24 protein-coding genes and 1 pseudogene are annotated in these 22409 nt (G+C 71.0%); 12 read left to right on the top strand and 13 right to left on the bottom strand.

What is annotated here, in order from left to right; all coding sequences use genetic code 11:
- Positions 1-19 precede the first annotated feature (19 nt).
- A complete protein-coding gene (locus tag ACFYYJ_RS07130) occupies positions 20-1231 on the bottom strand; it encodes a 4-hydroxybenzoate 3-monooxygenase (protein WP_389129408.1) in 1212 nt (403 codons plus the stop codon).
- Between the two features lie 313 nt (positions 1232-1544).
- Positions 1545-2210 carry a deoxynucleoside kinase gene (locus ACFYYJ_RS07135; RefSeq protein ID WP_385132294.1) on the bottom strand — a complete coding sequence of 222 codons (666 nt, stop codon included), beginning with the start codon at positions 2208-2210 and terminating at the stop codon, positions 1545-1547.
- A 372-nt stretch (positions 2211-2582) separates the two neighbouring features.
- On the opposite strand from ACFYYJ_RS07135, the gene ACFYYJ_RS07140 reads away from it, so the two are divergent.
- The 3 genes from ACFYYJ_RS07140 to ACFYYJ_RS07150 all read left to right on the top strand — a co-directional run bounded on the left by ACFYYJ_RS07140 (position 2583) and on the right by ACFYYJ_RS07150 (position 4771).
- The gene (locus tag ACFYYJ_RS07140) at positions 2583-3290 is read left to right on the top strand and encodes a helix-turn-helix transcriptional regulator (RefSeq protein ID WP_389129410.1); all 708 of its coding nucleotides are present in this window, start codon (positions 2583-2585) and stop codon (positions 3288-3290) included.
- A gap of 89 nt (positions 3291-3379) precedes the next feature.
- Complete coding sequence (locus ACFYYJ_RS07145) at positions 3380-3811, top strand: hypothetical protein (RefSeq protein ID WP_385132299.1); 432 nt, start codon at positions 3380-3382, stop codon at positions 3809-3811.
- A 75-nt stretch (positions 3812-3886) separates the two neighbouring features.
- Entirely contained in the window at positions 3887-4771 is an 885-nt protein-coding gene (locus ACFYYJ_RS07150) for a hypothetical protein (RefSeq protein WP_389129413.1), read from the top strand.
- 64 nt (positions 4772-4835) lie between these two features.
- Here the strand turns inward: ACFYYJ_RS07150 and ACFYYJ_RS07155 are convergent, their stop codons facing one another.
- The gene (locus ACFYYJ_RS07155; protein ID WP_389129415.1) at positions 4836-6080 is read right to left on the bottom strand and encodes an SUKH-4 family immunity protein; all 1245 of its coding nucleotides are present in this window, start codon (positions 6078-6080) and stop codon (positions 4836-4838) included.
- 203 nt (positions 6081-6283) lie between these two features.
- Positions 6284-7120, bottom strand: coding sequence for an SDR family oxidoreductase (locus tag ACFYYJ_RS07160; RefSeq protein WP_389129417.1), 837 nt, complete (start codon positions 7118-7120; stop codon positions 6284-6286).
- Between the two features lie 363 nt (positions 7121-7483).
- On the opposite strand from ACFYYJ_RS07160, the gene ACFYYJ_RS07165 reads away from it, so the two are divergent.
- Positions 7484-9043: a serine/threonine protein kinase gene (locus tag ACFYYJ_RS07165; RefSeq protein WP_389129420.1), complete on the top strand. Its 1560-nt coding sequence runs from the start codon at positions 7484-7486 to the stop codon at positions 9041-9043.
- Positions 9044-9063: 20 nt separating this feature from the next.
- On the opposite strand, the gene ACFYYJ_RS07170 is transcribed toward ACFYYJ_RS07165, so the two are convergent.
- Positions 9064-9621: a TetR/AcrR family transcriptional regulator gene (locus ACFYYJ_RS07170; RefSeq protein WP_389129423.1), complete on the bottom strand. Its 558-nt coding sequence runs from the start codon at positions 9619-9621 to the stop codon at positions 9064-9066.
- 74 nt (positions 9622-9695) lie between these two features.
- On the opposite strand from ACFYYJ_RS07170, the gene ACFYYJ_RS07175 reads away from it, so the two are divergent.
- Positions 9696-10907 (top strand): FAD-dependent monooxygenase, encoded by a 1212-nt coding sequence (locus ACFYYJ_RS07175; protein ID WP_389129426.1) that lies wholly within the window; start codon positions 9696-9698, stop codon positions 10905-10907.
- Here the strand turns inward: ACFYYJ_RS07175 and ACFYYJ_RS07180 are convergent.
- From ACFYYJ_RS07180 to ACFYYJ_RS07195, 4 genes are all read right to left on the bottom strand, one after another.
- A complete protein-coding gene (locus tag ACFYYJ_RS07180; RefSeq protein ID WP_389129428.1) occupies positions 10892-11257 on the bottom strand; it encodes a hypothetical protein in 366 nt (121 codons plus the stop codon). The genes ACFYYJ_RS07175 and ACFYYJ_RS07180 overlap by 16 nt on opposite strands.
- Positions 11258-11331: 74 nt before the next feature.
- Positions 11332-11613, bottom strand: coding sequence for a pyrimidine/purine nucleoside phosphorylase (locus tag ACFYYJ_RS07185; RefSeq protein WP_389129431.1), 282 nt, complete (start codon positions 11611-11613; stop codon positions 11332-11334).
- A 77-nt stretch (positions 11614-11690) separates the two neighbouring features.
- On the bottom strand, positions 11691-11990 hold the full coding sequence (locus ACFYYJ_RS07190; RefSeq protein ID WP_385132323.1) for a hypothetical protein: 300 nt from the start codon (positions 11988-11990) through the stop codon (positions 11691-11693).
- Between the two features lie 149 nt (positions 11991-12139).
- The gene (locus ACFYYJ_RS07195; protein ID WP_385364352.1) at positions 12140-12505 is read right to left on the bottom strand and encodes a hypothetical protein; all 366 of its coding nucleotides are present in this window, start codon (positions 12503-12505) and stop codon (positions 12140-12142) included.
- 249 nt (positions 12506-12754) lie between these two features.
- On the opposite strand from ACFYYJ_RS07195, the gene ACFYYJ_RS07200 reads away from it, so the two are divergent.
- Complete coding sequence (locus tag ACFYYJ_RS07200) at positions 12755-13612, top strand: hypothetical protein (protein ID WP_385132328.1); 858 nt, start codon at positions 12755-12757, stop codon at positions 13610-13612.
- 118 nt (positions 13613-13730) lie between these two features.
- Here the strand turns inward: ACFYYJ_RS07200 and ACFYYJ_RS07205 are convergent, their stop codons facing one another.
- On the bottom strand, positions 13731-15041 hold the full coding sequence (locus ACFYYJ_RS07205; RefSeq protein ID WP_389129435.1) for an SgcJ/EcaC family oxidoreductase: 1311 nt from the start codon (positions 15039-15041) through the stop codon (positions 13731-13733).
- 97 nt (positions 15042-15138) lie between these two features.
- Here ACFYYJ_RS07205 and ACFYYJ_RS07210 point away from each other — a divergent pair, with 97 nt between their 5' ends.
- From ACFYYJ_RS07210 to ACFYYJ_RS07220, 3 genes are all read left to right on the top strand, one after another.
- A complete protein-coding gene (locus ACFYYJ_RS07210) occupies positions 15139-15669 on the top strand; it encodes a MarR family winged helix-turn-helix transcriptional regulator (protein WP_385132333.1) in 531 nt (176 codons plus the stop codon).
- A gap of 88 nt (positions 15670-15757) precedes the next feature.
- Positions 15758-16126 carry a hypothetical protein gene (locus tag ACFYYJ_RS07215; RefSeq protein ID WP_385132335.1) on the top strand — a complete coding sequence of 123 codons (369 nt, stop codon included), beginning with the start codon at positions 15758-15760 and terminating at the stop codon, positions 16124-16126.
- 349 nt (positions 16127-16475) lie between these two features.
- Positions 16476-16880 (top strand): transglycosylase SLT domain-containing protein, encoded by a 405-nt coding sequence (locus tag ACFYYJ_RS07220; RefSeq protein WP_389129439.1) that lies wholly within the window; start codon positions 16476-16478, stop codon positions 16878-16880.
- A 105-nt stretch (positions 16881-16985) separates the two neighbouring features.
- Here the strand turns inward: ACFYYJ_RS07220 and ACFYYJ_RS07225 are convergent, their stop codons facing one another.
- Positions 16986-19322, bottom strand: a complete 2337-nt coding sequence (locus ACFYYJ_RS07225; protein WP_389129442.1) for a collagenase — start codon at positions 19320-19322, stop codon at positions 16986-16988.
- A 207-nt stretch (positions 19323-19529) separates the two neighbouring features.
- Here ACFYYJ_RS07225 and ACFYYJ_RS07230 point away from each other — a divergent pair, with 207 nt between their 5' ends.
- The gene (locus tag ACFYYJ_RS07230; RefSeq protein WP_389129444.1) at positions 19530-20123 is read left to right on the top strand and encodes a hypothetical protein; all 594 of its coding nucleotides are present in this window, start codon (positions 19530-19532) and stop codon (positions 20121-20123) included.
- On the opposite strand, the gene ACFYYJ_RS07235 is transcribed toward ACFYYJ_RS07230, so the two are convergent.
- A complete protein-coding gene (locus ACFYYJ_RS07235; protein WP_389129447.1) occupies positions 20100-20615 on the bottom strand; it encodes a hypothetical protein in 516 nt (171 codons plus the stop codon). The genes ACFYYJ_RS07230 and ACFYYJ_RS07235 overlap by 24 nt on opposite strands.
- Before the next feature lie 58 nt (positions 20616-20673).
- On the opposite strand from ACFYYJ_RS07235, the pseudogene ACFYYJ_RS07240 reads away from it, so the two are divergent.
- Both ACFYYJ_RS07240 and ACFYYJ_RS07245 read left to right on the top strand, forming a co-directional pair.
- Positions 20674-20793 (top strand): annotated as a pseudogene (locus ACFYYJ_RS07240) (IS5/IS1182 family transposase); the annotation flags it as partial.
- A 97-nt stretch (positions 20794-20890) separates the two neighbouring features.
- On the top strand, positions 20891-21511 hold the full coding sequence (locus ACFYYJ_RS07245; protein WP_389129449.1) for a hypothetical protein: 621 nt from the start codon (positions 20891-20893) through the stop codon (positions 21509-21511).
- A 124-nt stretch (positions 21512-21635) separates the two neighbouring features.
- Here the strand turns inward: ACFYYJ_RS07245 and ACFYYJ_RS07250 are convergent, their stop codons facing one another.
- Positions 21636-22382, bottom strand: a complete 747-nt coding sequence (locus ACFYYJ_RS07250; RefSeq protein ID WP_389129451.1) for a hypothetical protein — start codon at positions 22380-22382, stop codon at positions 21636-21638.
- Between the last annotated feature and the right edge of the window lie 27 nt (positions 22383-22409).

A 22409-nucleotide genomic window follows, 5' to 3' on the forward strand; every position in this document is an offset into this window, starting at 1 on the left:
AGGGGTTGAGGGGGGCGCCTCAGAGTCCGACGTAGTTCTCCGCGAACCAGTCCTGCTGGGTGCGCGAGGTGCGCAGCGTTTCGATGCGGCTGTGGCGCAGCCGGTCCGCGAACATCGAATCGCCGCCCGCGCCCTCCGGGTCCGCGTGCAGCAGCCGGATCATCCAGTGCGAGAACTCCTGCGCACGCCAGATGTACGCCAGGCACCGCTCCGAGTAGCGGTCGAGCGGGGCGGGGTCGGAGTGCCGGAGGGCGGCGGTGAGGGCGTGGGCGAGGATCTCCGCCTCCAGCACCGCGAGGTTCGCCCCCTTCGCGGCGGACGGGCTGATCAGGCTCGCGGCGTCACCCACGAGGAAGAGCGAGCCGTGCCGCAGCGGCTCCAGTACGTCGGACTCCAGGTCCACGACGGCGCGTTGGGAGATCGGGCCACGTGTGAGCGGGCCGTGGTCGGCCGCCCGCAGGCGCAGCGCGAGTTCCTCCCAGATCCGGTCCTCGGACCAGTCGTCTGCCGCGGTCCCGCGGGCGACCTGGAGGTAGTAGCGGGTGACCTCGGGGGAGCGGGCCATGTGCCCGGCGAAGCCGCGCGGGTGGATCGCGTAGCCCACGGCATCGAGGCTCGGCGGTGCCTCGGCGAGGAGTCCGAGCCAGGTGACCCCGTGGTCGCGGTGGTGGCGGATCGTTCCCTCCGGGAGCGAGCGCCGGGCGGCGCCGTGTCGGCCGTCGCACCCGGCGACGTACCGGGCCCGCCACCGCCCCGGGCGGCCGTCCGCGTCGCGCACGTCGACCGACGGCCGCGGCCCGTCGGCGTCGAGCACGGCCAGTGCCTCGGCCTCGAACAGGATCCGGCCGCCGCCGGTCAGGTACCGCGCCAGCAGGTCCGTGACCAGCTCGTGCTGTGGGTAGACGGTGTGCTGCTCGCCCCTGCCGAGGAGCCCGTAGTCCAGTCGGAAGCTCTCGTGCACGGTGCGGAACTCGCAGACACGGTGCTCCTGCCCCTGCCGGCGCAGCCCCTCGGCCAGGCCGTGCCGCTCCAGGATCCGCACGGTGTGCTCGGCGAGATAGCCGGCCCGCGCCCGGGTCTGCACGTGCTCGCGGGCGGCGCGTTCCAGGATCACGCAGTCGATGCCGGCCGAGAGTAAGAGGTTTCCGAGGACCAGCCCCGCGGGCCCGGCTCCGAGGATGACGACATCGGCCGAGTCCTGCGCTCTCAGGGCCTTCTGACTTGCTGTCATGAAGGTGGATCATAGGCACTGGAAACATCGTGGATTGACGAGAATAACCCGAATGCCACAGTGACGGATGGGGTTGCTGAGGTTTTAGGGGACGGATGGGACTTGAGGGTCTTACGGGGACGATGGGGCCACTGCTCCGTGAGCGCCGGGAGGGGTTCTCCACCCGCGCCCGGGAACGACAGCGCCCCCGCCGGATCGGAACCGGCGGGGGCGTGATCATCGGACTCGCCCGGTACGGGCCGCCGTCCGTACGGCGTGTGTGGTGCGCGTCATGGAAGCGGTGCGTGGCCGCGCGTGGCCGCGCGTGGGCTCCTCAGCCCCGGCGTGCGACCGCCGCCGCCAGGGCTTCCTTGACGTCCCGGGCCACGCGGGCCGCGTCCTCGGGGTTGTTCACGACGTCCGTGTTGTTCATGTCGACGATGAAGACCTCGCTGGCCGAGTAGTGCTGGTGCACCCACTCGTCGTAGCCGGACCACAGCGTCCGGTAGTACTCGACGAGGCTCTCGTCCTGCTCGAAATCGCGACCCCGCAGCCCGATGCGGTGCATCACCGTCTCGAAGTCCGCCTTGAGGTAGACCATGAGGTCGGGCGCCTTGCGGTACGGCAGGCCGTCGATCTCGCGCATCATCTCGCCCAGGAGCCCCTCGTACACCTGCATCTCGAGGGTGCTGATCCGCCCCAGGTCGTGGTTGACCTTGGCGAAGTACCAGTCCTCGTAGATGGACCGGTCGAGGACGTTGTCGTCCTGCTTGTAAGCCTCCTTGATCGCGGCGAACCGCGTCTGGAGGAAGTAGAGCTGGAGCAGGAAGGGGTAGCGCCTCGCCTGGATCTCCTCGGGGCTCGACGTGTAGAAGAGCGGAAGGATCGGGTTGTCGTCCACGCTCTCGTAGAAGACGTCGCTGCCCAGCTCCTTGGCGAGGAGTTCGGCCACGCTCGTCTTGCCGATTCCGATCATGCCTCCGACGCAGATCACTGGCATACCTCACTTCTCCCTGGGAGTCTTCTGTTCGTGGGCGGGTGTGCCCGGCGCCCCACACCCCTGAGACGCACGCCGGTGGTCACGTGACTCCCCGGATCTTCATGATCAGCTTGATGTGGTCCCCATCCGGACCGGGGCCCGATCCAGGTCCCGGCCCAAGCCCTGACCGTGGTCCTGGCCGCTCTCCCCGACCGGCCGGCCCGACCGTCGCGCGGTCGCCGCTCAAGGCGACAATCCGCAGCTCCGCGGCCGCCCTGAATCTTAAATGACGATTCACCTCGCGTCCGACCGGGCGCCGGGGACCGATCGCGGCCGTCACCGGTGACGAAGCCGCTGTCGCGAGTCCCGGGGCATCGGCTACGGTCCTTGGCTGTGAACCGTACCGAGCGTCTGTACGCCCTGGTGGAGGAGTTACGCGCGGTCTCGCCCCGGCCGCGCAGCGCCCGGTGGCTCGCCGAGCGCTTCGGCGTCAGTACCCGCACCATCGAGCGGGACCTGGGCGCGCTGCAACAGTCCGGTGTGCCGCTCTACGCCGAGCCCGGCCGCAGCGGCGGGTACGTCGTGGACAAGGACCACACCCTGCCGCCCCTGACGATCACCGCGCCCGAGGCCGCGGCACTGGCCGTCGCCCTGCACCGGCTGTCCGGATCACCCTTCGCCGAGGACGCCCGCTCGGCGCTGCGCAAGGTGCTCGCCGTCATGCCGCAGCGGGACCGCCAGGCCGCGCGCGAACTCGCCGGCCGCGTACGGGTCCCCGTGGAGCCCGCCCGGCCGTCCGCGCTCCCGCACGCCCTGCGCGAGGCGCTCTCGTCGGGACGGCTGGTGCACCTGCACTACGCCGACGCCCGGGGCGAGGTCTCCGACGGAGTCGTCGAACCCCTCGGCTTCCTCGGCGGCGAGCACTGGTACCTCATCGGCTGGTGCCGGCCGCGCTCCGCCGTGCACGGCTTCCGCCTCGATCGCATCCGGGAGGCGCGGGCCCTGGAGGAGACGGCAGACCCGCGCCCGGTGGACCTTTCCCAATTCGACACCCCCGGGCGGGATTTCGTATCGCTCGACGAGCTCTGGGGTTTCGCTTGAGCCACCGCCCCGCGGCCTAAACACCGACAGGGGGTTGTCGCTCACGGCCCAGAGGCTGGGTGACCAGGAACCGACCACGGAAGGCACCCATGTCTGTTACGACGACCCCCGCCACCGACTCCGCACCGCTGACCCGGGAGGCCGGCACCCGGCTGGTGGATGGCTGGGCGGCGCTCTGGAACGGAGACGTCGACCTCGCCGAGCAGATCCTCGCCCCCGGCTTCCGGCTCTACTTCGCGGACGACTTCGGCGGCTCCGGCTCCGCCGCCACCTTCGGCCAGGAGGAACTAACGGCATTCATCGCGGTCAACAGCCATGCCCTCACGGGCGTGACGTTCTCCGCCGACGCCCCGCCGCTGGTCGACTCCGAGCGCGGCGAGATCGCCTGCCGGTGGAGCGAGAGCAACGCCGACGACGGTGGAGACGTCGTCGTCAAGAGCGGCATCGACATGTTCGCGGTCACGGACGGCAGGATCTCCGCCGTGTGGTCGCTCACCGGCAACCGCCGCTTCGCCGGCTGACCGGCACGGACCGCACGCACCTCCCGCGGCCCGCCACCGGCCGCGGGGTGGTGCGCATGTTCTAGGGTCGGGGTTATGAGCACGCAGAACCAGACCCTTGAGTCACTTCTGTCGCAGATCGCCCGTCAAGAGGGCTTGTGGCAGGTCGAGAAGGACCTGAAGGCGCTCGGATCCGAAGGGGTCGCCGGCCTGCTGGAGATACGCCGCGACGGGCCGGGCGCCCTGCGCCGCCACGCACTGCACGCCCTGGCGATGATCGGTGCGGGCGACGAACTGGACGACCGTGACCGGCGGGCCCTGGAACGCCTCGTACGGATCAAGCTGCTGGACGACCGACTGCTGGACGACTACTGCCCGTTCATGTGGATCGCGGTGCCGGCCGCCACCTACGAGGGCGTCTTCGAGGCCCTGGGGCTGCACGACCGCATCCCCGCGACCATGGCGATGGGCATGTCCGGCGTGCTGCACGACACGGCGGTGACGACCGGCCCCGACGGCGAGGAACTGACCGTCCACCGGGCCTTCGTCACGCCCGAGTTCGCGGGCTGGCGGATGGTGTTCGGCGTCATGGTGTTCAAGACCGCGGAGGAGACGGCGGCCCGGGTCAGCGCGTACTGCGGAGAGGCCCACTTCTACTTCCGCGACGCCTACGACGACGAGCACTGCTGGGCGATCGCCGAGCAGGGCCGGGTGATCCGCTCGTACCAGACCTACCGCGAGCCGGCGTGGACGGGCGAGCCGATGGCCTGGGAGACGCCGCAGACGGAGGACGAGCACTGGGAGCCCGGCCTGTACGAGCCCAACGCCTCGTGCGAGACGAGCTCCAACTGCGCGGCGGAAAAGCTGAGCATCGACCCGGAGGAGATCGACGAGGACACCCCGATGAGCGGCCACGGCTGGCTGGCCGTCACCGCACCCGGAGTCGGGCACGGACCGTTCCCCGGCGCCCTGGAGATCTGACACCCGCTGCCCGCCGCTCCGGCCCCGAATACGGGGCCGGAGCCCCGTCCGTCGCCCTCCGGCGTCAGAAGCCCCACGGGCTGAGTTCGACGACGGCCGCGAACAGGTGTCCCCACGCGTCCCCCGCGGGCGAATCCTCGTCCAACGCGAGGGGTTCGAGGGCGGCGACCTCGCGCAGGAAGTCCCCCGCGCCGTCCTCGCCCGGGTAGGAGTCCCAGCAGGCGCTCATGAACCGGTACTGGGCCTCCAGCAGCCGCACGAAGGTCTCGGTGTCCCTGGCGAAGGGGAACGGCCCCTCGTCCTCGCGGATCATCGACACCGCGCCCGTCTCGGGGTGGACGAGCACCAGGCCCGTGTCGCCGTACGCCATGTCGAAGGTGCCCAGGTGCAGCAGGCCGTGCTCGCCGGGCTCCAGCGCGTGCGCCTTCCCCTCGGACCAGGCCAGGGTGAAGGTGGCGACCCCGGCGGCGAACCACGTCGGCAGCCCGGCCGTCACGGCGAGCTCCCGAGTCGGCTCGTGGATCAGCGCGGCGGGCAGCTGGTCCCGCGTCAGCAGCACCATCCCGTCGGCGTCGAACGCCTCCTCCATGCGGGCCGCGTCCAGGGGGGCCTCGGCCGCCGTCGGCCCCGCGAACCACGGCCCGCCGCCGCCCCGGGAGACCGCCTCGGCGTCCGTCGACCGGTCGGCCGCCGCGCCGTTCCGCTCCAGGACCACGACGCCGCGCGGCTCGGAGAACATGACGCGGCCACCTCCGAGCGGAGCGGGCTCCTCCCAGCCGGCGGGCTGGTGGAGGCCGTGGTCGTCGTCCGGGTCGAAGAGGACGGGCCCCTCGACGGGGGCGTCGTACGGCCGCTCGGCGAACTCGCCGTCGGCGGGCGCGGGGAACCGCTCGCCGGTGGCCGGATCGAGCCACCGCTCCTGGGTCCACTGCGACCACACCTTGAGCAGGAGACGGCCGTCCGGGGCCTCGTACACCTCGACGTTGGCGTCCCCGCTCAGGTTCGGCTTGGCCCGGTACGAGCCGACCGGCCGCCACCAGGCCCAGACGGTCCGCCACGGCATGCCCGGCTCGGCTTCGGCGACGAGATCGGCGTACGCGTCGTGCCCGAGCACCTTCGCGCCGAAGTGCAGCCACGAGGCGAACTCGGCCCGCGGCACCTCGGCCCCGTCGAGTATCGCGACGGCCTGGGCCCAGGCCTCACGCCCCGCACCGCCACCCTCGGGAGGCAACTCCTCGAAGACTTCGGGCCCGGCGTCGAGCAGGGCCGCGGGGGAGGCGAACAGCATGTCGAGATCGTCGCGAGTCATGGCCACATGCTGCCATCCGCCGCCGACGACACCGCTCGCAGGTGCGGGGCGGCGACCTGCGGCAGTTCCGCGATCCGCGGACGGGTGACGCGGCGGATTTTCGCAATTCGCGGATCGTGGGACCTTCGCACGGCCTTGGAAGTACCCTTCCGGCATGGGCCTCGCCGCCTCCCCCGTCGGCGAGGCCCATGCCGCGTGCCGCTTCACATGGCCGCGTGCGGCCCCCGCACGAGGAGCCGGGCAGCGGCGAGTTCGGCGCGGGCCGCCTGCTCCGCCAGGTCCAGGAAGCCGTACGCGTCGTCACCGACCGGTATCCGTACGGGTACGGGGGCGTCCGCGGAGACGATGTCGAGGACCCGCTCCGCGAAGTCCTCGGGGCGCCCGGTCTCGGGATTGTCCGCGATGCCGCGGGTGCCCTCCAGCATCTCGCGGTTGGTCGCGTCGTAGGCCGGGACCCGGTGGCGGGCCTCGGTCAACGACGTGCCGTAGCGCGTGGCGAACATGCCCGGTTCGATCACGGTGACGCGGATGTTGTGCGGGGCGGCCTCAGCGGCCAGGGCCTGGCTCATGCCTTCGAGGGCGTGCTTCCCGGCGACGTACGCCGCCAGACCGGGAAACGCCATCCGGCCCGCCACTGACGAGATGTTGACGACGTGGCCGTGTCCCTGGGCCCGCATCAACGGCAGGACGAGGCGCGTGAGCCGCCAGGGCCCCACGACCAGGGTCTCCAACTGGTCGCGCAGCTCGGCGTCCGAGACCTCCTCGACCGCGCCGAACAGTCCGACGCCCGCGTTGTTGACGAGGACGTCGACGCCCCCGAGGCGGTCGACCACGGTGCGCACGGCCTCCTCGCAGGAGGAGGCGTCCCGCAGTTCGAGCGGGACCGCGGTCACGCGGCCGGGCCAGGCGGCCGCCAACTGCTCCAGATCTGTGGTCTTGCGGGCGGTGACCGCCAGTTCGTCGCCGGCCCGTGCCGCGGCGGTGGCGAGGGCGTGCCCGAGTCCGGAGGAGCATCCCGTGATCAGCCAGCGTCGTCCCATGGCCCCCCGCCATTCCCGAAGTGCTGCGAATGATCGCGACGTCCGCGACGGGCCGTCGCGTCCATCAGGGCGGCGGCAGTTCATGTTCAGGTGAAGCCCGCCCCGCGGCCACCCCCCGGGACGGGGCGCGCGGGCGCACGTATGGGCGCACGAGGCGAGCCCGCGCGCACGGGCCGAGAAGTGTCTTGTGCCGCGGCTCGGTCTCGGCATCGAGGAACCCGTGCCCGGCGGTGTCGGCGTGCTGCATTCTGGGCCTGGGGATCGAGGGGGCGATCACGGCGGGCGGACCGTGCCTCCGGAGCGGTGCCCCGGACCCGCGACGAGCGATCACCGTACGTACGTCTCAGGAGGAGCCAGGTGGGTTTGAGTGGGCTGCGTGCGGGGGACCCGCAGCGGATCGGCGAGTTGACGCTGGTCGGTCGGCTGGGCGCCGGCGGCATGGGCGTCGTCTACCTCGCCCAGGGTTCCGACGGCCGACTCGTCGCCCTCAAGCGGTTACGCGAGGAACTGGCCTCGGACTCCGAGTTCCGGGCACGGTTCCGCCGCGAGGCAGCGGCGCTGACGCGCGTCCAAGGCGCCTGCACGGCACGGGTGTTGACGGTCGAGGTCGAAGCGAGCAGTCCGTACGTCGTCATGGAGTACGTACCGGGTCCGACGCTGGCGGAGCACGTCGCCGAACACGGACCGCTGCGCGGGGAGATGGCGCACGGCTTCGCCGTCGGGCTCGCGGAGGCGCTCGTGGCGATCCACCGGGCCGACCTGGTCCACCGCGACCTCAAGCCGGGCAACGTACTGCTGTCCGACCAGGGCCCGAAGGTCATCGACTTCGGCATCGCACGGGCCGGCGACGCGACCGCCGTGACCCGTACCGGCGTCGCGGTCGGAACCGTCGGCTACATGGCGCCGGAGCAGTTGCGCGGACAGGCCGGACCTCCGTCCGACGTGTACGCGTGGGCGCTGACCGTCGCCTACGCCACCACCGGGCGGCCGCCGTTCGGCACCGGACAGATCGAGGAGGTGCTCTACCGGGTCCTGCGCGACGAACCCGATCTCGACGGTGTTCCCGACCCGCTCAAGGCGCTGCTGACCTCGGCCCTGAACCGGTCGCCCGAGCAACGCCCCACACCGGGCCGGGTCCTCGCCGAACTGACCGGCGCCGAGGACCCCGCGACCACGGTCGACGCCGACGCGGTCACCACGATGCTCGCGCGCGCGTGGCGGATGCCCGCGACCCCCGCGCCGCCGGATTCCGCGCCGAAGCGGCGAAGCGTGCGGGCGGCCGCCGCGGCAGGGGTGGTGCTCCTGCTCTCGGCGGCCGGGATCCTCTGGACGGTCTTGCCGGGCCGGGGGTATTCGACGGAGTCCGGCGGGAACAGGCCCGCGAGCCGTCCGGCGAGCACGCCGCCGCCGTCGTTGTCGTCGCCGACGCCCTCGGTGCGGCCCACCACCCCTGAAGCGGCACCTCGGTCGCCCACCCCCGAAGCGGCGGCGCCGTCCACTCCGGCGGTGGCCCAGGCGCCCCCGGCCTCGCCCGCCGCGTCCACGGGCGCGCTCACCAACGCCCACAGCGGACTGTGCATCGACACCAACGGCCCGCAGAGACCCGGGCTCGACGTGGTGCTCCGCGCCTGCGGGAACTGGAGCGGCCAGATCTGGCGCCACGACCCGACGGACCTGCACCTCACGAACACCCCCAGCGGCCTGTGTCTCGACACGAACGGGAGCCCGGCCACCGGCGTCACGGTCGTACTCAACACCTGCGGCTACTACAGCGGCCAGCAATGGAAGTACGACGCCGGCAGCGGCCGGTTCACCAACCCGACGAGCGGACTGTGCCTGGACACGAACGGAGCACCGACCCTCAACCTCGACCTGACGCTCAACCCCTGCGGGAACCACACCGGCCAGCGCTGGCGGCTGTGAACGGCCGGCCCGCCCGGCGATCAGCGCAGGGCGGCGGCCACGAGGCCCCGGAGCGCCTCGCGCGGCACTTCGCCCCCGGACACCAGACGGTCGAAGACCAGCCCGTCGACGCAGGTCAGCAGCGTGTACGTGCGGCCCTCGACGTCCGTCACGCCGTGGCCGGCGAGGAACGACCGCACGGCTTCCCGGCCGGCGTTCTCGCGGGGTACGAGGATCTCCCGCAGTTCCGGGTCGCGGACGCTCTCGACGGCGCAGGCGTAGCGGGCCAGTGAGCGGCGCCGACCTTCTCCGGTGAGCCGCTGCCGGACGAGCAACGCCATGCCGTCCACCATTTCCTCCGCCGTGCGCAGGGGCGGCAGCCGCAGGGCCGTCGTCTCCAGTTCCGCCTGGTCGAGCCGGACCAGGCGCGTGACGAGTCCTGTGAGCAGTGCGGCCCGGGTGCGGAAGTACGCCGAGGTGGTGCCCGGTGGCAGACCCGCCCGCCGGTCCACCGCACGGTGCGTCAGGCCGCGGATCCCTTCGTCGGCGAGTACGTCGAGAGCCGCGTCCGCGAGCAGGGTGCGTCGATCCGTAGCCATGTTCCCTTTCTACACCTGTAGAAGTCCGGGTAAGGTCGTTCTTCTACAGGTGTAGAAGAAGTGGGGGCTTCGCCATGGGCGGCACAGCGGTGATCATCGGAGGGGGCATCGGCGGACTGGCCGCCGCGATCGGCCTGCGCCGCATCGGCTGGGAGGTCAGGGTCGTCGAACGCGCGCCGGTGCTCGACGACGCGGGAGCGGGCATCTCGCTGGCCGCCAACGGCCTTCGGGCCCTGGACGAACTCGGCGTGGGCAAGGCGGTGCGGGAAGCATCACGCGGCCAGTACAGCGGCGGCACCCGCACGCCGGCGGGCGGCTGGCTGGCCCGCATGGACGGCGCGGCCCTGGAGGAGGCGGTCGGCACGCCCATCATGGGGATCCCCCGAGCCACCTTGCACCGACTGCTGCGCGAGGCCCTGCCCGCCGGGACGCTGCGGACCGGCGCGGAGGCCGGCCCGGTGGAAGAGACCGATCCGGTGGAAGGGACCGGGCCGGTGGAGGGGACCGGGTCGACCGCGCTTCGAGTCGCCTGCGGCGACACGGACCTGCGCGCCGACCTGGTCGTGGCGGCCGACGGCATCGGCAGCAGGGTGCGCGGCCGTCTCTTTCCGTCCCACCCCGGACCGGTGCACAGCGGCTCGACCGTACTGCGCGCCATCACCGAGAAGCCCGTCGACCTGCGCACGGACTTCGAGCTGACCTGGGGTCGCGGGGCGGAGTTCGGGCACATCGCCTTCCCCGACGGGCGCGCCGAGTGGCACGCGGTCCTCGCCCTTCCCCCGGGAACGCGGTTCGCCGACCCGCTGGCCGAAGTGCGCCGACGTTTCCGCACGTGGCACGACCCGATCCCCGCCCTGCTCGACGCGACCCGGCCCGACGCCGTCCTCCACCACGACGTCCACGAACTGCGCACGCCGCTGCCCTCGTACGCGGTGGGCCGCATCGCGTTGCTCGGTGACGCGGCGCACGCGATGACCCCGAACCTGGGACAGGGCGCCTGCCAGGCGCTGGAGGACGCGGTCACGCTGGCCGCCGCGCTCACGACCGAGCCCACGGTGGAGGCCGCGCTCGCCCGCTACGACGCCGAGCGCCGTCCGCGCAGCCAAGCCGTGGCCCGCGCCGCCCGGCAGGCCGGACGGATGGGCCATCAGCTCGCCCACCCCCTGCCCGTGGCCCTGCGCAACACGGCGATGCGCCTGACCCCCTCCCGCGCCGCCGTACGCATGATCCTCCGACACCACGACTGGACCCCGCCCCACCTGACGACCGACTACTCGTCCAGGTAGCGGTGTCCGGAGCCGGCCTGCGAGATGAAGAGACCGCCCTCGCGGACCTGCCATTCAACGGTGCCGCCGGTCTCGTGGGTGGCGAGGAACAACCCCCGCACGCGGTCTCCGTCGGCATCGGAAGCCGGGATCCGCGCCATCTCCCCGATCTGGTCGACGAGCCAGTCCACGGCCGACTCCCGGATGTCGGCGCCGTAGAAGAGGTAGTGCGTCCAGTTGACGTGCCGCCGAGGCGTGCCCCATCCGTCGGAGTAGCGGTCGTCCTGCCGGGACGAGATGATCTGCCGGGCGGCGGCCAGTTGTAGTTCGTCGCACTCCAGCCATCCCCGGACCGACACGTAGGTGCCCATGGCATGCCCTTCTCTCGTACGCCGAAGGGCCCCCGCCGTCGGGCGGGGACCCTTGTCAGTGGTGATGGGGCGCTCTAGCGGTATTCGCAGAGGTACGCGGTGTCGGTCGTGACCTTCAGCTGGAACTTGCTGTTGCCCGGGACGTCGAAACGGCTGCCGGTGGAGAAGGTCTCCCACTCGGCCGCGTCGGGGAGCCTGACGGTCAGGGCGCCGCTGACCACGTGCATGGTTTCCGGGGCGTCGGTGCCGAAATCGTATTCGCCGGGAGCCATGACGCCGATGGTCGCCGGGCCCTGCTCCTGGGCGAAGGCGATCGACTTGACCGAACCGTCGAAGTATTCGTTGACCTTGAACATGTGCGTTGCGTCCTCTTGGGGAACGAGCGGGAACGGAAGGCCGGCTCGTCGCGCCCTCGTTACCGGCGAGGGGAAGGTTACAGGCTGATCGGTTGTTCGAGGGCCAGGTAGCCGGCTGACGGATGCGCCAGTTGGGGGTGGTCCGCCGCGTACTGATCGCCGTGGATCGCCCGCATCGCCCAGTGCCACGAGTCGTCGTGGAAGACCAGCCCGCGGTACGGGGCATCGGGCGGCTCGTACGGATAGCACTCCGCGGCGGCCTCCACGGCTTCCTCCGGAGACATCCCGCCGTGGTGCCGCATGACCCACGCGTAGCCGCGCCGTTCGGCCTCCAGGCAGTCGAGGTACTCCGCTTCGCTCCATTCGTGCCATGTCACGGCCAAAAGAGTAGGCCGGCACCGGTGGTTCTGCGGAGCGTCCCTCCGTCCTGCCCTCCAACCTGCCCGGCGCCGGACCGGCTGACGGGCCAGGGCGACGGGGCAGGAGGACGGGCCAGGACGACGGTGGCGACCGGCCGGCCCGAACGTCAGTCGGACCTGCGGCGCATGGCCATGCGGATCCCGTACACGACCACGAGCAGCACGAGGACGACGATCAGGATGATCACGAGTTTCCCGAGGAACCCGCCCTTCTTCTTCTTGCTCTTCTTGCCCTTCTTGACGCCGGTGGCGGCCTGCTCCTTGGACGACATCGGCGCGCGCAGGCCGGTCGCGGCGTCCGCACCGAGCGCGAGGGCGTTGTGCGGCAGCGCCGCCGCCGCGGCGGGGGCCTGCCGCACCACCGGCGCGGCCGTCGCGTTGGTCGCCGCGGGGCCCAGCAGAAGCCCGGCGAGCACGAGCAGCGGTATGAGTGCCGCCGCGGGGCGCCTTCTCGGCCTGTTGTTCTTCGTCACTGTCTCTCCTGTTCTCCCATGACCCGACCCGGCAGATGGGGTGCCGGCGGCCGGGGTCGTGGAGCATCGTCGACGAGTTCCACCGCCCCGGCAAGGGCATGGGCACGGGCTGTGCCCTGCTTGTGACAGGACTTTTGGCAGGACTTTTGACAGGGCTTTGTGGCGGGAGGGGGGCGCCGGCCGCCCGCGAGACGGAATGGGGAGGTTTCAATGTCCGCCGGACACCGCACGCGCGTTTAGGCTCGGGCCGTGGGCCAGCCTGAGCAGCGCGCCGAAGGTGCGGGACCGTTCACCACCCGAGTCACGTGGCACCGCCCCGAAGGGGGAACGGTGGTCTGGGAGTCACGGCTCGCGCGCAGGCGTGGGGTACTGGCCGTACGCGATCCCGCGGGCGCGGTCGATTCGGGGTCGGTGTCGGCCACGGCCGCGGCCGACACCGAGGGCCTCGGCCGGCTCCGGAGGCTCAACGCCGTCGCCTCGGGCGCGTTCGTCATCGGCGGCGCGCTCTTCGCACTCGGCGCGGCCATCGCCCAGTTCGGCTCGGGCGACGCGTTCGAGAGCGCGTGCGTCTACTTCGCGGGAGGATTGTTCTTCAACACCGGCGGCTACACCTCGCTCCTCCAGGTGCTGAACGCACCCCGCCACACCCCGGGGGGCGGCCGACTGGTCACGTCCCGCTGGAGGTGGTGGGGGTACGAGCCGATGCGGCTGGACTGGCTGAGCGCGTTCGTCCTGTTCGTCGGGACGCTCGTGTTCGGCGTCAATCTGCTGGACTCCTTCCTCCATGGGCTCAGCGTCCAGCAGACCAACCGGCTGATCTGGACCCCCGACGTGATCGGGTGCGTCCTGTTCCTGATCTCGGGGCACCTCGCGTTCGCCGAGATCTGTCACCGGGCCCGGCCCTGCCTGCGCTCGCGCAGCCTCGGCTGGTGGGTCGTGGCCGTGAACCAGCTCGGCTCGGTGCTCTTCATGGTCTCGGCACTGGCCGCGTTCACCCGGCCGGCGACCGGGAGCCTCGTCAACGCGGACATCGCCAACTGGGGGACCCTGGCCGGCGCGCTGTGCTTCTCGATCGGAGGCGTGCTCCAGGCCTTCGAACGGCCGTAGCGCGCCGGAACCGCCGGTGCGGGCCCGTCCCCGCGTGCGGGCCCGCACCGGCGCGCCGACCCGGGGAGGGTGTGCCCCGGGGCGGCCGTGTGGGAGGGGAAGGGGGAGGGGAGGGGCGTCAGTCGACCACGACGGTGTTCTGGGCGGCGCCGACGCGCCAGGCTCCGTCCTCCTTGACCAGGACGTAGAACGGGCGGCCCTCGGGCCGGTCCGCGATCCGGGTTCCGTCGTGATGGACCGGCTGCTGACGGACGTTCACCGCGGCGACGTCGGGCCGCAGGAACAGCACGCGCTCGACGTCGTAGACGGCGGTGGACTCGGCCATGGCGCCGGGCAGCACCTTCCGGGTGAAGGCCTCGATCTCCTCGAAGCCCGACAGCCGCTTGCCGTGGCCCGTGGTCCACACTGGGTCCTCGCGGCGGAAGACGCTCAGGAAGCGGTCGACGAACTCGTGCTGCTGGGCGTACTCGACCTCGGCGACGAGGCGCCGGATGGCGGCCACCTCGGCGTCGGTCTCCGGGCCGTCGGGGGCGCCGAACACCTCGACCGGCCGGTACGAGCCGGAGACCAGCTCGGCCACCGCGCCCGGCCGGTCCGGGCGCCACCCGAGGGCGGTTCGGGCGGCGGCGCCGCCGACGCTCTGGTCGAGGGCGAGCGCGTCCGCGAAGAGCGGCCCGAAGACCTCGGCCGCGGCTTCCACCGCAACCGCCCGCGGGGCGGCGAGCACTCCGGCGGCCCGGCCGGCGGCCCGGGCGAGGTCGCGTACGGCGACGGCCGACTCGCCCACGCCGTGCCAGACGGTGCCGGCCTCGGCCCGCTCGGCGGCGGCCACGAACAGCTCGGCCAGGTCGTCCACGTGGACCATCGGCCACCGCACGCCCTCCGCGCCGTAGTACTCGGGCACCTCCTGCCGGCGGGCCCGGTCGACCAGGATGGCCGGGATGCCGCCGCCGCGGCCGTACACGATGCCGGGACGGACGACGACGGCGCGCACGCCCTCGGCGGCCTCGGCCAGCACCTGCCGCTCGATCCGCGGGCGGTAGCCGACGATGCCGATCGGGTTGGTCGGGGCCTCCTCGTCGACCTCCTGGGCCTCGCCGGTGGCGCCGAGCACCCAGACGCCGCTGGTGTAGACGAAGGGGCGGCCGGTGCCGCGCAGCGGAGTGGTGAGCGCCTCGATGACGGCGGTGTCGGTGTCGGCGTCGCCGCTCGGGGGAGCGAGGTGGATCACGGCCTCGATGTCCGGGGTCACCGCACCGGCCAGCGAGGCGGGGTCGGCCGTGTCCCCGACCGACTGGGCGTGCCAGCCTCGACCGGGCCGCGGTTCTGCGCCGCGGGTGAGCGCGACGACCTGGTGACCGGCCGCGACGAGGTGGTCGGTGACGGCGGAGCCGATGTATCCGGTCGCGCCGGTGAGCAGGACCTTCATGACATTCCCCCTACGACGAAAATTTCGATGTCGAAACTATAGGCAGCCATGATCAGCGATGTCAAATATTTCGACGTCGAGATGTTAAGCTCGGGGCATGACCGAACAGCAGCCGCAGCGCGACGGCGTCGACTTCATCACCGCCCAGTGGCGCGCCGTCCGGCCCGACCTGGACACGTCCCCGATGGCCCTGATCGGTCGTCTCTCCCGCGCCTCGCGCCTGCTGGAGCGCGGGATCAAGGAGAACCTGGCCGTGCACGGCGTCGAACCCTGGGAGTTCGACGTCCTGGCCACCCTGCTGCGCTCCGGGCCGCCCCACGTCCTCAGCGCCGGCGAACTCAGCTCGGCCGCGATGGTCAGCTCCGCGGCGCTCACGAACCGCATCGACCACCTCGTACAGAAGGGCCTGGTCGACCGGGCCGTTGACCCCGCCCACCGCCGCCGGGTGCTGATCTCCCTCACCGACACCGGCCGGGAACTGACCAACCGCCTCGCCGAGCACCACCTCATCGGCGAGGAACGCCAGCTCGCCGGGCTCACCACCGCCGAACGCGACCAGCTCACCGGCCTGCTGCGCCGCGTCCTCCTCACCCTCGGCGACCACGTGGAGGACCCCACCGAGAAGTGACCGCGCTCGGCGTGACAGCCGGGCCGGAATCGGACCCGTCAGGCGACCGGTGCGGTGGCGCAGACCGGCGACGCCAGAATGGGGCCTCGTGAACGACGTATCGGAATGGCCCACGGACAAGCTGACCGCGCTCCGCCTCGGGAGGAGATTGGTGGCGGAAGTCCCGGCGACGCGGACGGGCCGCCGGGCATTCGTGGACATCACTCCACGGCAGACCGTGCGCGATTCCGAGGCCCGCGAGCAAGGGTGGGCCCACAGCGATGCGGACCGCGCTTTCCGGCTTGAGCACTGGGAGTACGACGGCGAGCTCATCGACGGCTTCGACTACGACATCGGGGCAGTCCTCGTCACCTCCGCGGAGGTAGCCGATGAAGACGAGCTGATGGCCATGCTGATCGCGTGGCAACTCGGTCCGCGCCGGTTCTCCTATCCCTGGAACACCGAAGACCCCAGGTAATCGGTCTCTCAAGGGTGTGCGAACAGTCGCATGCAGTGACATTCGGGGCCCCTGGCGGTGAGGCGCCCCACAGGACCCAGGTCACATACGAACCGGGCTAGTGGTGCCGGAGCGCCCCGCACGCCTCCGTCCCGGCCGGTCGGCTGCCGGGTCGTTGCGCCCGTGCTGCGAGGTCGGTTAGTAATCGGGGTCGTTGCCAGGGCCCGGAGCCGTCGGTAGAACTGGATGAGTCGCCGGGCGGCACGGGTGCTTCACCCGCCGCCCACCGATCCCCTCTCCTTCGCGTGAGTGGCTCACGCATGCCTGTGGCGTGCCGCGACCGCCCTTGTTCCCTTCGGAAGGTTGCTCCGTGTCCAACGCCGTCATCCGCCGCATCGCCGCTTCGAAGAAGACCCTCGCGGGTACCGTCCTCGCCCTGGGCGTCGCCGGCTCCATGCTGGCCACCGTCCCGGCGCAGGCCGCCCCGATGAGCGCCAAGGCGATCGCGCAGCAGATGATCAAGGACCCGGCCCAGTTCGCCGCCTTCGACAAGATCATCTCGCACGAGAGCGGCTGGGACTACACGGCGACCAACGCCTCCTCCGGCGCGTACGGCCTGGCCCAGGCCCTCCCGGCGTCGAAGATGGCCTCCGCGGGCGCGGACTGGAAGACCAACCCGGCCACCCAGATCAAGTGGGGCCTGGACTACATGAACTCCCGCTACGGCAGCCCGGTCGGGGCCTGGAACTTCTGGTCCGCCAACCACTGGTACTAAACCGGCGACACCGGCAGCAGTAGACGCACGAAGACGCTCGGCAGGAATCCCTGCCGAGCGTCTTCCGCGTGCGCGACCGCCCGCCCCCCGACCCGGGGGGCCGGGTCACTTGGACTGGGTGGAGAGGCTCACGCCGCTGAAGTCCTGCGCGGCGGCGAGGCTGAAGTACACCCAGCCGGACGGCGGGTTGTCGATCGTCAGGGTCTCGCCGTTGCCGGCGTTGGCGGACTTCGCCTGGTGGCTGCCGGTGGTGGCCCAGCTGCTGCCGCCGTAGTACAGGTCGGCGTTGCCGGTGCCGCCGCTGCTGGTGATGGTCAGCTGCTTGACGCCGGCGGGCAGGTACACGAAGTGATAGCTGTAGTTGCCGGCGGCGGCCGCGAGGTTGTCCCGGCGGCAGTTCTGGTCGAACTGGCGCGGGTCGGCCAGGGTGCACTGCGGGATGGACGGGGCGGCCTCCTGCAGCGGGCCGCAGTCGTTCGTCGCGCAGGCCGTCGACAGCCAGGTGGCGAAGCCGGCGTCGTAGCCGGTGCCGATGGTCTGCTTCAGGAAGGTGCGGGCACCGTTCCAGTCACCGGCACGGTACTTGCCCAGCACCGTCTGGACGTCGGCCGGGTGCGCCTGGAGCATGTAGCGGACCGCGAGCCAGCCCCAGCGGTAGACCCGGTTCGAGTTGACGTCGGGGTTCTCGTCCTGGCCGTAGACGGTGTCGAACAGGTCGCTGAGCTTGTACGTGTTCTTGCGGGCCTCGGCGATGGCGTCGGCGTTCCGCTCGCCCCGGTAGCCGAACGAGATGTTCTCGGCGATGCCCTCGACCCACCAGATGGTCGGCGTGGTGATGCCCGCCTCGAAGTCGCCGGCCATGTTGAAGCGGCCGTCGAGGTAGTGGGTGTACTCGTGGTTGAGGTTCCAGATCTGGAAGTCCGGGCGCAGCCAGCTCGCCTCGTGGGCGATGAACCGGGCCTGGTTTCCGGGCGCGGACGGGTTGCCCTCCTCGTACATCCCGCCGTTGTCGACGTCGATGTTGTAGATCGCCCAGGCGTACAGCGAGTACTGGGTGTAGTCGTCGAAGACGACGACTTCGAGGTTCGTGTTCACGTCACCGGGGATCGCGCCCTTGTCGCCGATGACCCGGTGGAAGTACGCGTCCTGGTTGACCAGGCTGGTGCAGGTGCTTCCCAGCTGGCCGGGGGACATGTCCTGCGCGCGGATCTTCAGGCCCGGGTTGCAGGTGTGCTGAATCGGCAGGATCGCCGGAAGGACGCGCTCGCCGAGGTCGCAGATGCCGTAGGCCGCACAGTTGCCCCGGTCGTACTGGCGCGTGTACCAGCCCAGGTTCATGGTGATCGGGGCGGTGGGGCCGACGTTCGGGTACCGGTTGATGAGGTCCTTCAGAAGTGGCCGGAGCCTGTCCTTGAGTTCGGGGACGTCGAGGGCGTAGCCCAGGTAGCGGCCCACGTTGCTGACGACGTCCAGGCGGTTCAGCTGCGCGCCGTTGCGCGTGATGAAGCCGGCCCAGGTGTCGAGGACGGCGGGGTCGGCCTTGAGGGCGGCCCGCCAGCCACGGGCGTCGTCCTTGGCCTTGAAGCCGTTCTCGACGACCCATTCGACGTGCTGCATGGCGAGGCTCATCTGACCGGGCCACGTGGCGTCGTAGCTGCCGAGCATCCACTTGATCACACCGGCGTAGCGGCCGGCCGTGTGGGTGCTGTCGATGAGCGTGACGACCTCGTTGAAGATCTCGCCGTTGGCGTCGGTGACGTCCTTGCTGTGCGGGGAGGCGAAGAAGGCGTCCAGCGCGCCGCGCGCCGCGGTGTCCAGCGCCGTGCCGTAGTCGCCGACGACGTCCGCGTGGTTGTCCTGCACGTAGTAGCCGGCGCGCAGGAACAGCACCAACTGGCCCACGGAGGCGCTGTTGTTGCCCGCGTAGCCGGCCGAGGCGTCGCGCAGAGCGTTCGCGACGGTCACCATCTGGGCTTCACGGAAGGCCTTGCGGGCGTTGTCCCCGGTGAGGCCGAACAGCGGGTAGGTGCAGTCGATGCGGGGGAGGGCCTTGAGTTGCTGGACCAGCGCGCCGCCCGTCGCGTTGATCACGCCGGAAAGGTCGCTGCAGTCGTCCGCGGCGGCGGCCGAGGACTGCTTGTCGGCCTTGGCGGTGGGAGTGCGCTTGGGCGTGGGGGCGAGGGCCGGGGCGGACGCCCGGGCGCTGTCCTGTGAGGAGATCCGGAAGCGCGAGCCGTTGTCCGTCGCGTCGGGGGACTTGGGGACCGGGATCGACCGCGGCGCCGAGGCCGAGGTTCCGCTCGCGCGGGCCGGGGTCGGGGCCGCGGCGCCGACGGAGGCGGCCTGGCTCTGCGGCGTGAGCAGACCGAGCGCGATGAAGACGGCTGCGCCGAGCGCAGGAAGTCTGCGCGCGCCGGCCTTCGGTATGCGGAAGGGAAGCATCTGTGGGGGCCTCCGGGGCCGTTGTGGCCACGTGTTGGGGACACGAGCCGTTGATGTGTGACATGTAAAATTTCACATGTCGCATCGCGCCGGAAGTCTTCTGGCCGGATTGCTCGGCCACCGCAACGGAAACGTTGTCGACCGCCGGCCCCGGAACTCCGCCGACCACCCCGCCCAACCCGGCCTGCCGTAGGGCAGGATGGGCAGGTGAGCAGCCATGTCCGAGCCGACTGGGTTGATTTCCCGTGCTCCCTGCCCGCGGCGGCCGTCAGGGACGCGGACCCGGCCGCGAGCCCGCCTGAGCTGCGCACCGTCTCGGGTGACACGGTCTTCGTGTCCGCCCTGAACACCGCCGAGCTCGAACGGTTCTGCGCCGAGAACCGCATCCCGATCCGCCATCGCCCGGACGTCTGGGGCGACTTGCTCGAACCCTTCCTCGACACCTGGTTCGACGCCCGACATCAGGCGGAGACCCTGGACCGCCTCGCGCGCAACGGGGTCGGGCATGCCGAAGCGGTCGGGATCCGCGAGCGCGTCGGCCCCCTCGTGGCGGCTTACAACGGCGTACACGAGGACTGGTGCCACCTCGGCCTCGCAGACCTCCTCGACGCGGCAGCCTCCGATCTCGTACCGCCCGAACCGCGCATCCGTCCGCAGGACCGGGCCGCCTTCCGCGCCTGGGCCATGGAGATCGCCGACCGGCCCTTTGCGCAGCACTCCCAAGGGTCGTCCCGTAACCCCGAGGAGTTGAGCCATGGGCCTCTGGCCACGAGGGTCTCAGGCTCGGTCGTGGCTCCCTGAGGCATTGCGATCACACTGCTGGGTGCTGGACGACCGCAGCCACTGGTCCACCACGTCGTCCACTTCGTCCAGTGCCGGATCGCGACTTCCGCCCGGCGCGTAGGCCGGTGACCGGTCAGCGCGTAGTGACAGATGTGCGCAGTACTCGGCCCGCCGGGCACCGGCCATCTCTGCGGTTGTGCCCGTGCGGAGATAGCCGAGCAATGCTGTCATGACCCTGCGGCGCCCGAATACGTAGAGCGCGGGCTCGACGAACCAGCGGCAGAAGCTTGGGTCCGGGTCGTAGACAGCAGCAGCCATCAGCGGTTCGAAGAACTCCTCGGACAGGGTGGCGCGTTCCATCAGTGGCCTTCGTGCGGCTCCGGCCAGGTGCCGCGCACGTCGGTCTTCGGGCACGTCGGTCGCAGCGTCAAGGTCCAGCAGGCGAGCCACTTCGGCTGCGCATGCAAGGAATGTACGTGTGGATGCCTCGCGGCGGTCACCTTCGCTCATGGCAGGATTCTCGACCATGGGCCTGGGCCGAAGTGGTCGCACGGGCGAGATGATCTCGATGGCTGGTGTGATCACGGCGTCGGAGCCGTCTTGGACAGCCCCGTTCTCCGGGCTGAGCCCGCGCGCCTTCGGGAAGCTGGTGACGGTGCTGCGTCGCGCAGGTGCGGACACGGCCCGCGAGGAGTCCGGTGCCAAGGTCGCCGTCAGCGGAACGACCACGATCGCCGACGGCGGCTACCCGGGCACCGTTTGACGGCGCCGGGAGAATGTCCGGCATGGGTACGGACATAAGCGGCTTCCTCGAGTATCGGGTGCCGCAAGACGATCAGGACTCGATCTGGTACGCCGCACACGGCCTCAGCTCCCTCGGGGAGGTTCGTGACTACGACGCGTTCGGTTGTCTCTTCGGGGTCCGCAACTACGCGAACTTCCGTCCCTTGGCCGCAGGCAGGGGACTTCCCGCCGATGCCTCGGCCACCGTGACCGAGCGGTTCGCCCAGCTGACCGAGTGGTACGGCGAAGACGGCTTTCACGGCACCACGTGGATCACGTGGGCCGAGGTGAAGGCCGTCGACTGGGACGAGCCCGCGGAGAAGCCCGACAGCCGGCTTCACCAATTCCGCCAGACCTCGAGTGGGCTCAGGCTGACGGGCAAGGCCGCCTGGAGCGGCGATGCATTCGCCGAGGCCGTCGGTCTCGCAGCCGGCGAGGTTCGAGAGTGGCCCGAAGGAAGTGAGTGGCTCGTCGGGGACACGCTCTACAGATCCGTCACCATCCGCCGCAGAAACGCCATCACCGAAACCGGCGAGTGGCAGCCCGTTTGGAAAGCCATGAAGGAACTCGCCGAACAGCACGGTGACGAGAACGTGCGCCTCGTCGTGTGGTTCGACGACTGAGCAGGGGGGCCGTGGAAGAGCCACCGGGTGGTGATCGATGCCATTCTCTTCCGGCAACGGACCGGCATCGCAGGCGTTACGCGGCCGGTGTACGCGAGCAGCCTCCGCGCGTCCCCGGTCGGGCCTACCGTACGACGGGGCGGTTGGCGGATGTGTACTCGTCCGCGATGTCGAACACGGCGGCACAGTGTGGGCATTCGGCCTTGCCGAAGAGGTGGGTGATTCCGACGGCGAGTGCCCCGTGCCCGTCTCGGACGGCAGTCTCGTACATCCACCGACCGGTACCGGAAAGTGCCTCGGAGGGCGTCGGTCGTAGGCCACGGCGGTCCACGTCGCCCAGGTCCCAGTCCCGGATCGCCGAATAGCGCCCGTGGCCCCCGATGGCGATCGTCACTTCCACGGCGCAGTCGGGGCACGCCAGGTGGTAGAAGTCGTCCGTGAAGTCCCCCAGGACGGCACCCCAGTGGTACTCCTCCATGGCCGCGAGCGAAGTGAGGAAGGTCGCGAGGTAATCGACCGGCCGCGATTGCAGGTGCCGGTCGAGCAGCTTGCGGAACTCGGAGATCTCGCCGGCGCAGCTCGCCAGTAGATCATCGCAGCCGTGCTGTCCGGCCGCGCGTCGCAGGATCGTTCCCGCCAGGCTGCGTGCCGGTGCACTCCTGGAAGCAAGACGCATCAGGCGCGGCAGGGCGGCAAACCCGGCCGGGAAGACGAGGTCGTGTTCGAGGACCAGCCGGTATTCCAGCTCCTCCCATGCTTGGGCGTCGTCCTCGCACTCCACCCGCTCCAGAAGCGCGGGGACACGATCGACATCCCCGTAGCAGTCGTGCATCCGCGTCCAGTTCACCACCTGGGCATCGAAGCGCCTCACGGCAGCCGGTGTGGCCGCCCCTGTTCC

Source organism: Streptomyces sp. NPDC002467, assembly GCF_042889825.1.
Taxonomy (GTDB): Bacteria; Actinomycetota; Actinomycetes; order Streptomycetales; family Streptomycetaceae; genus Streptomyces.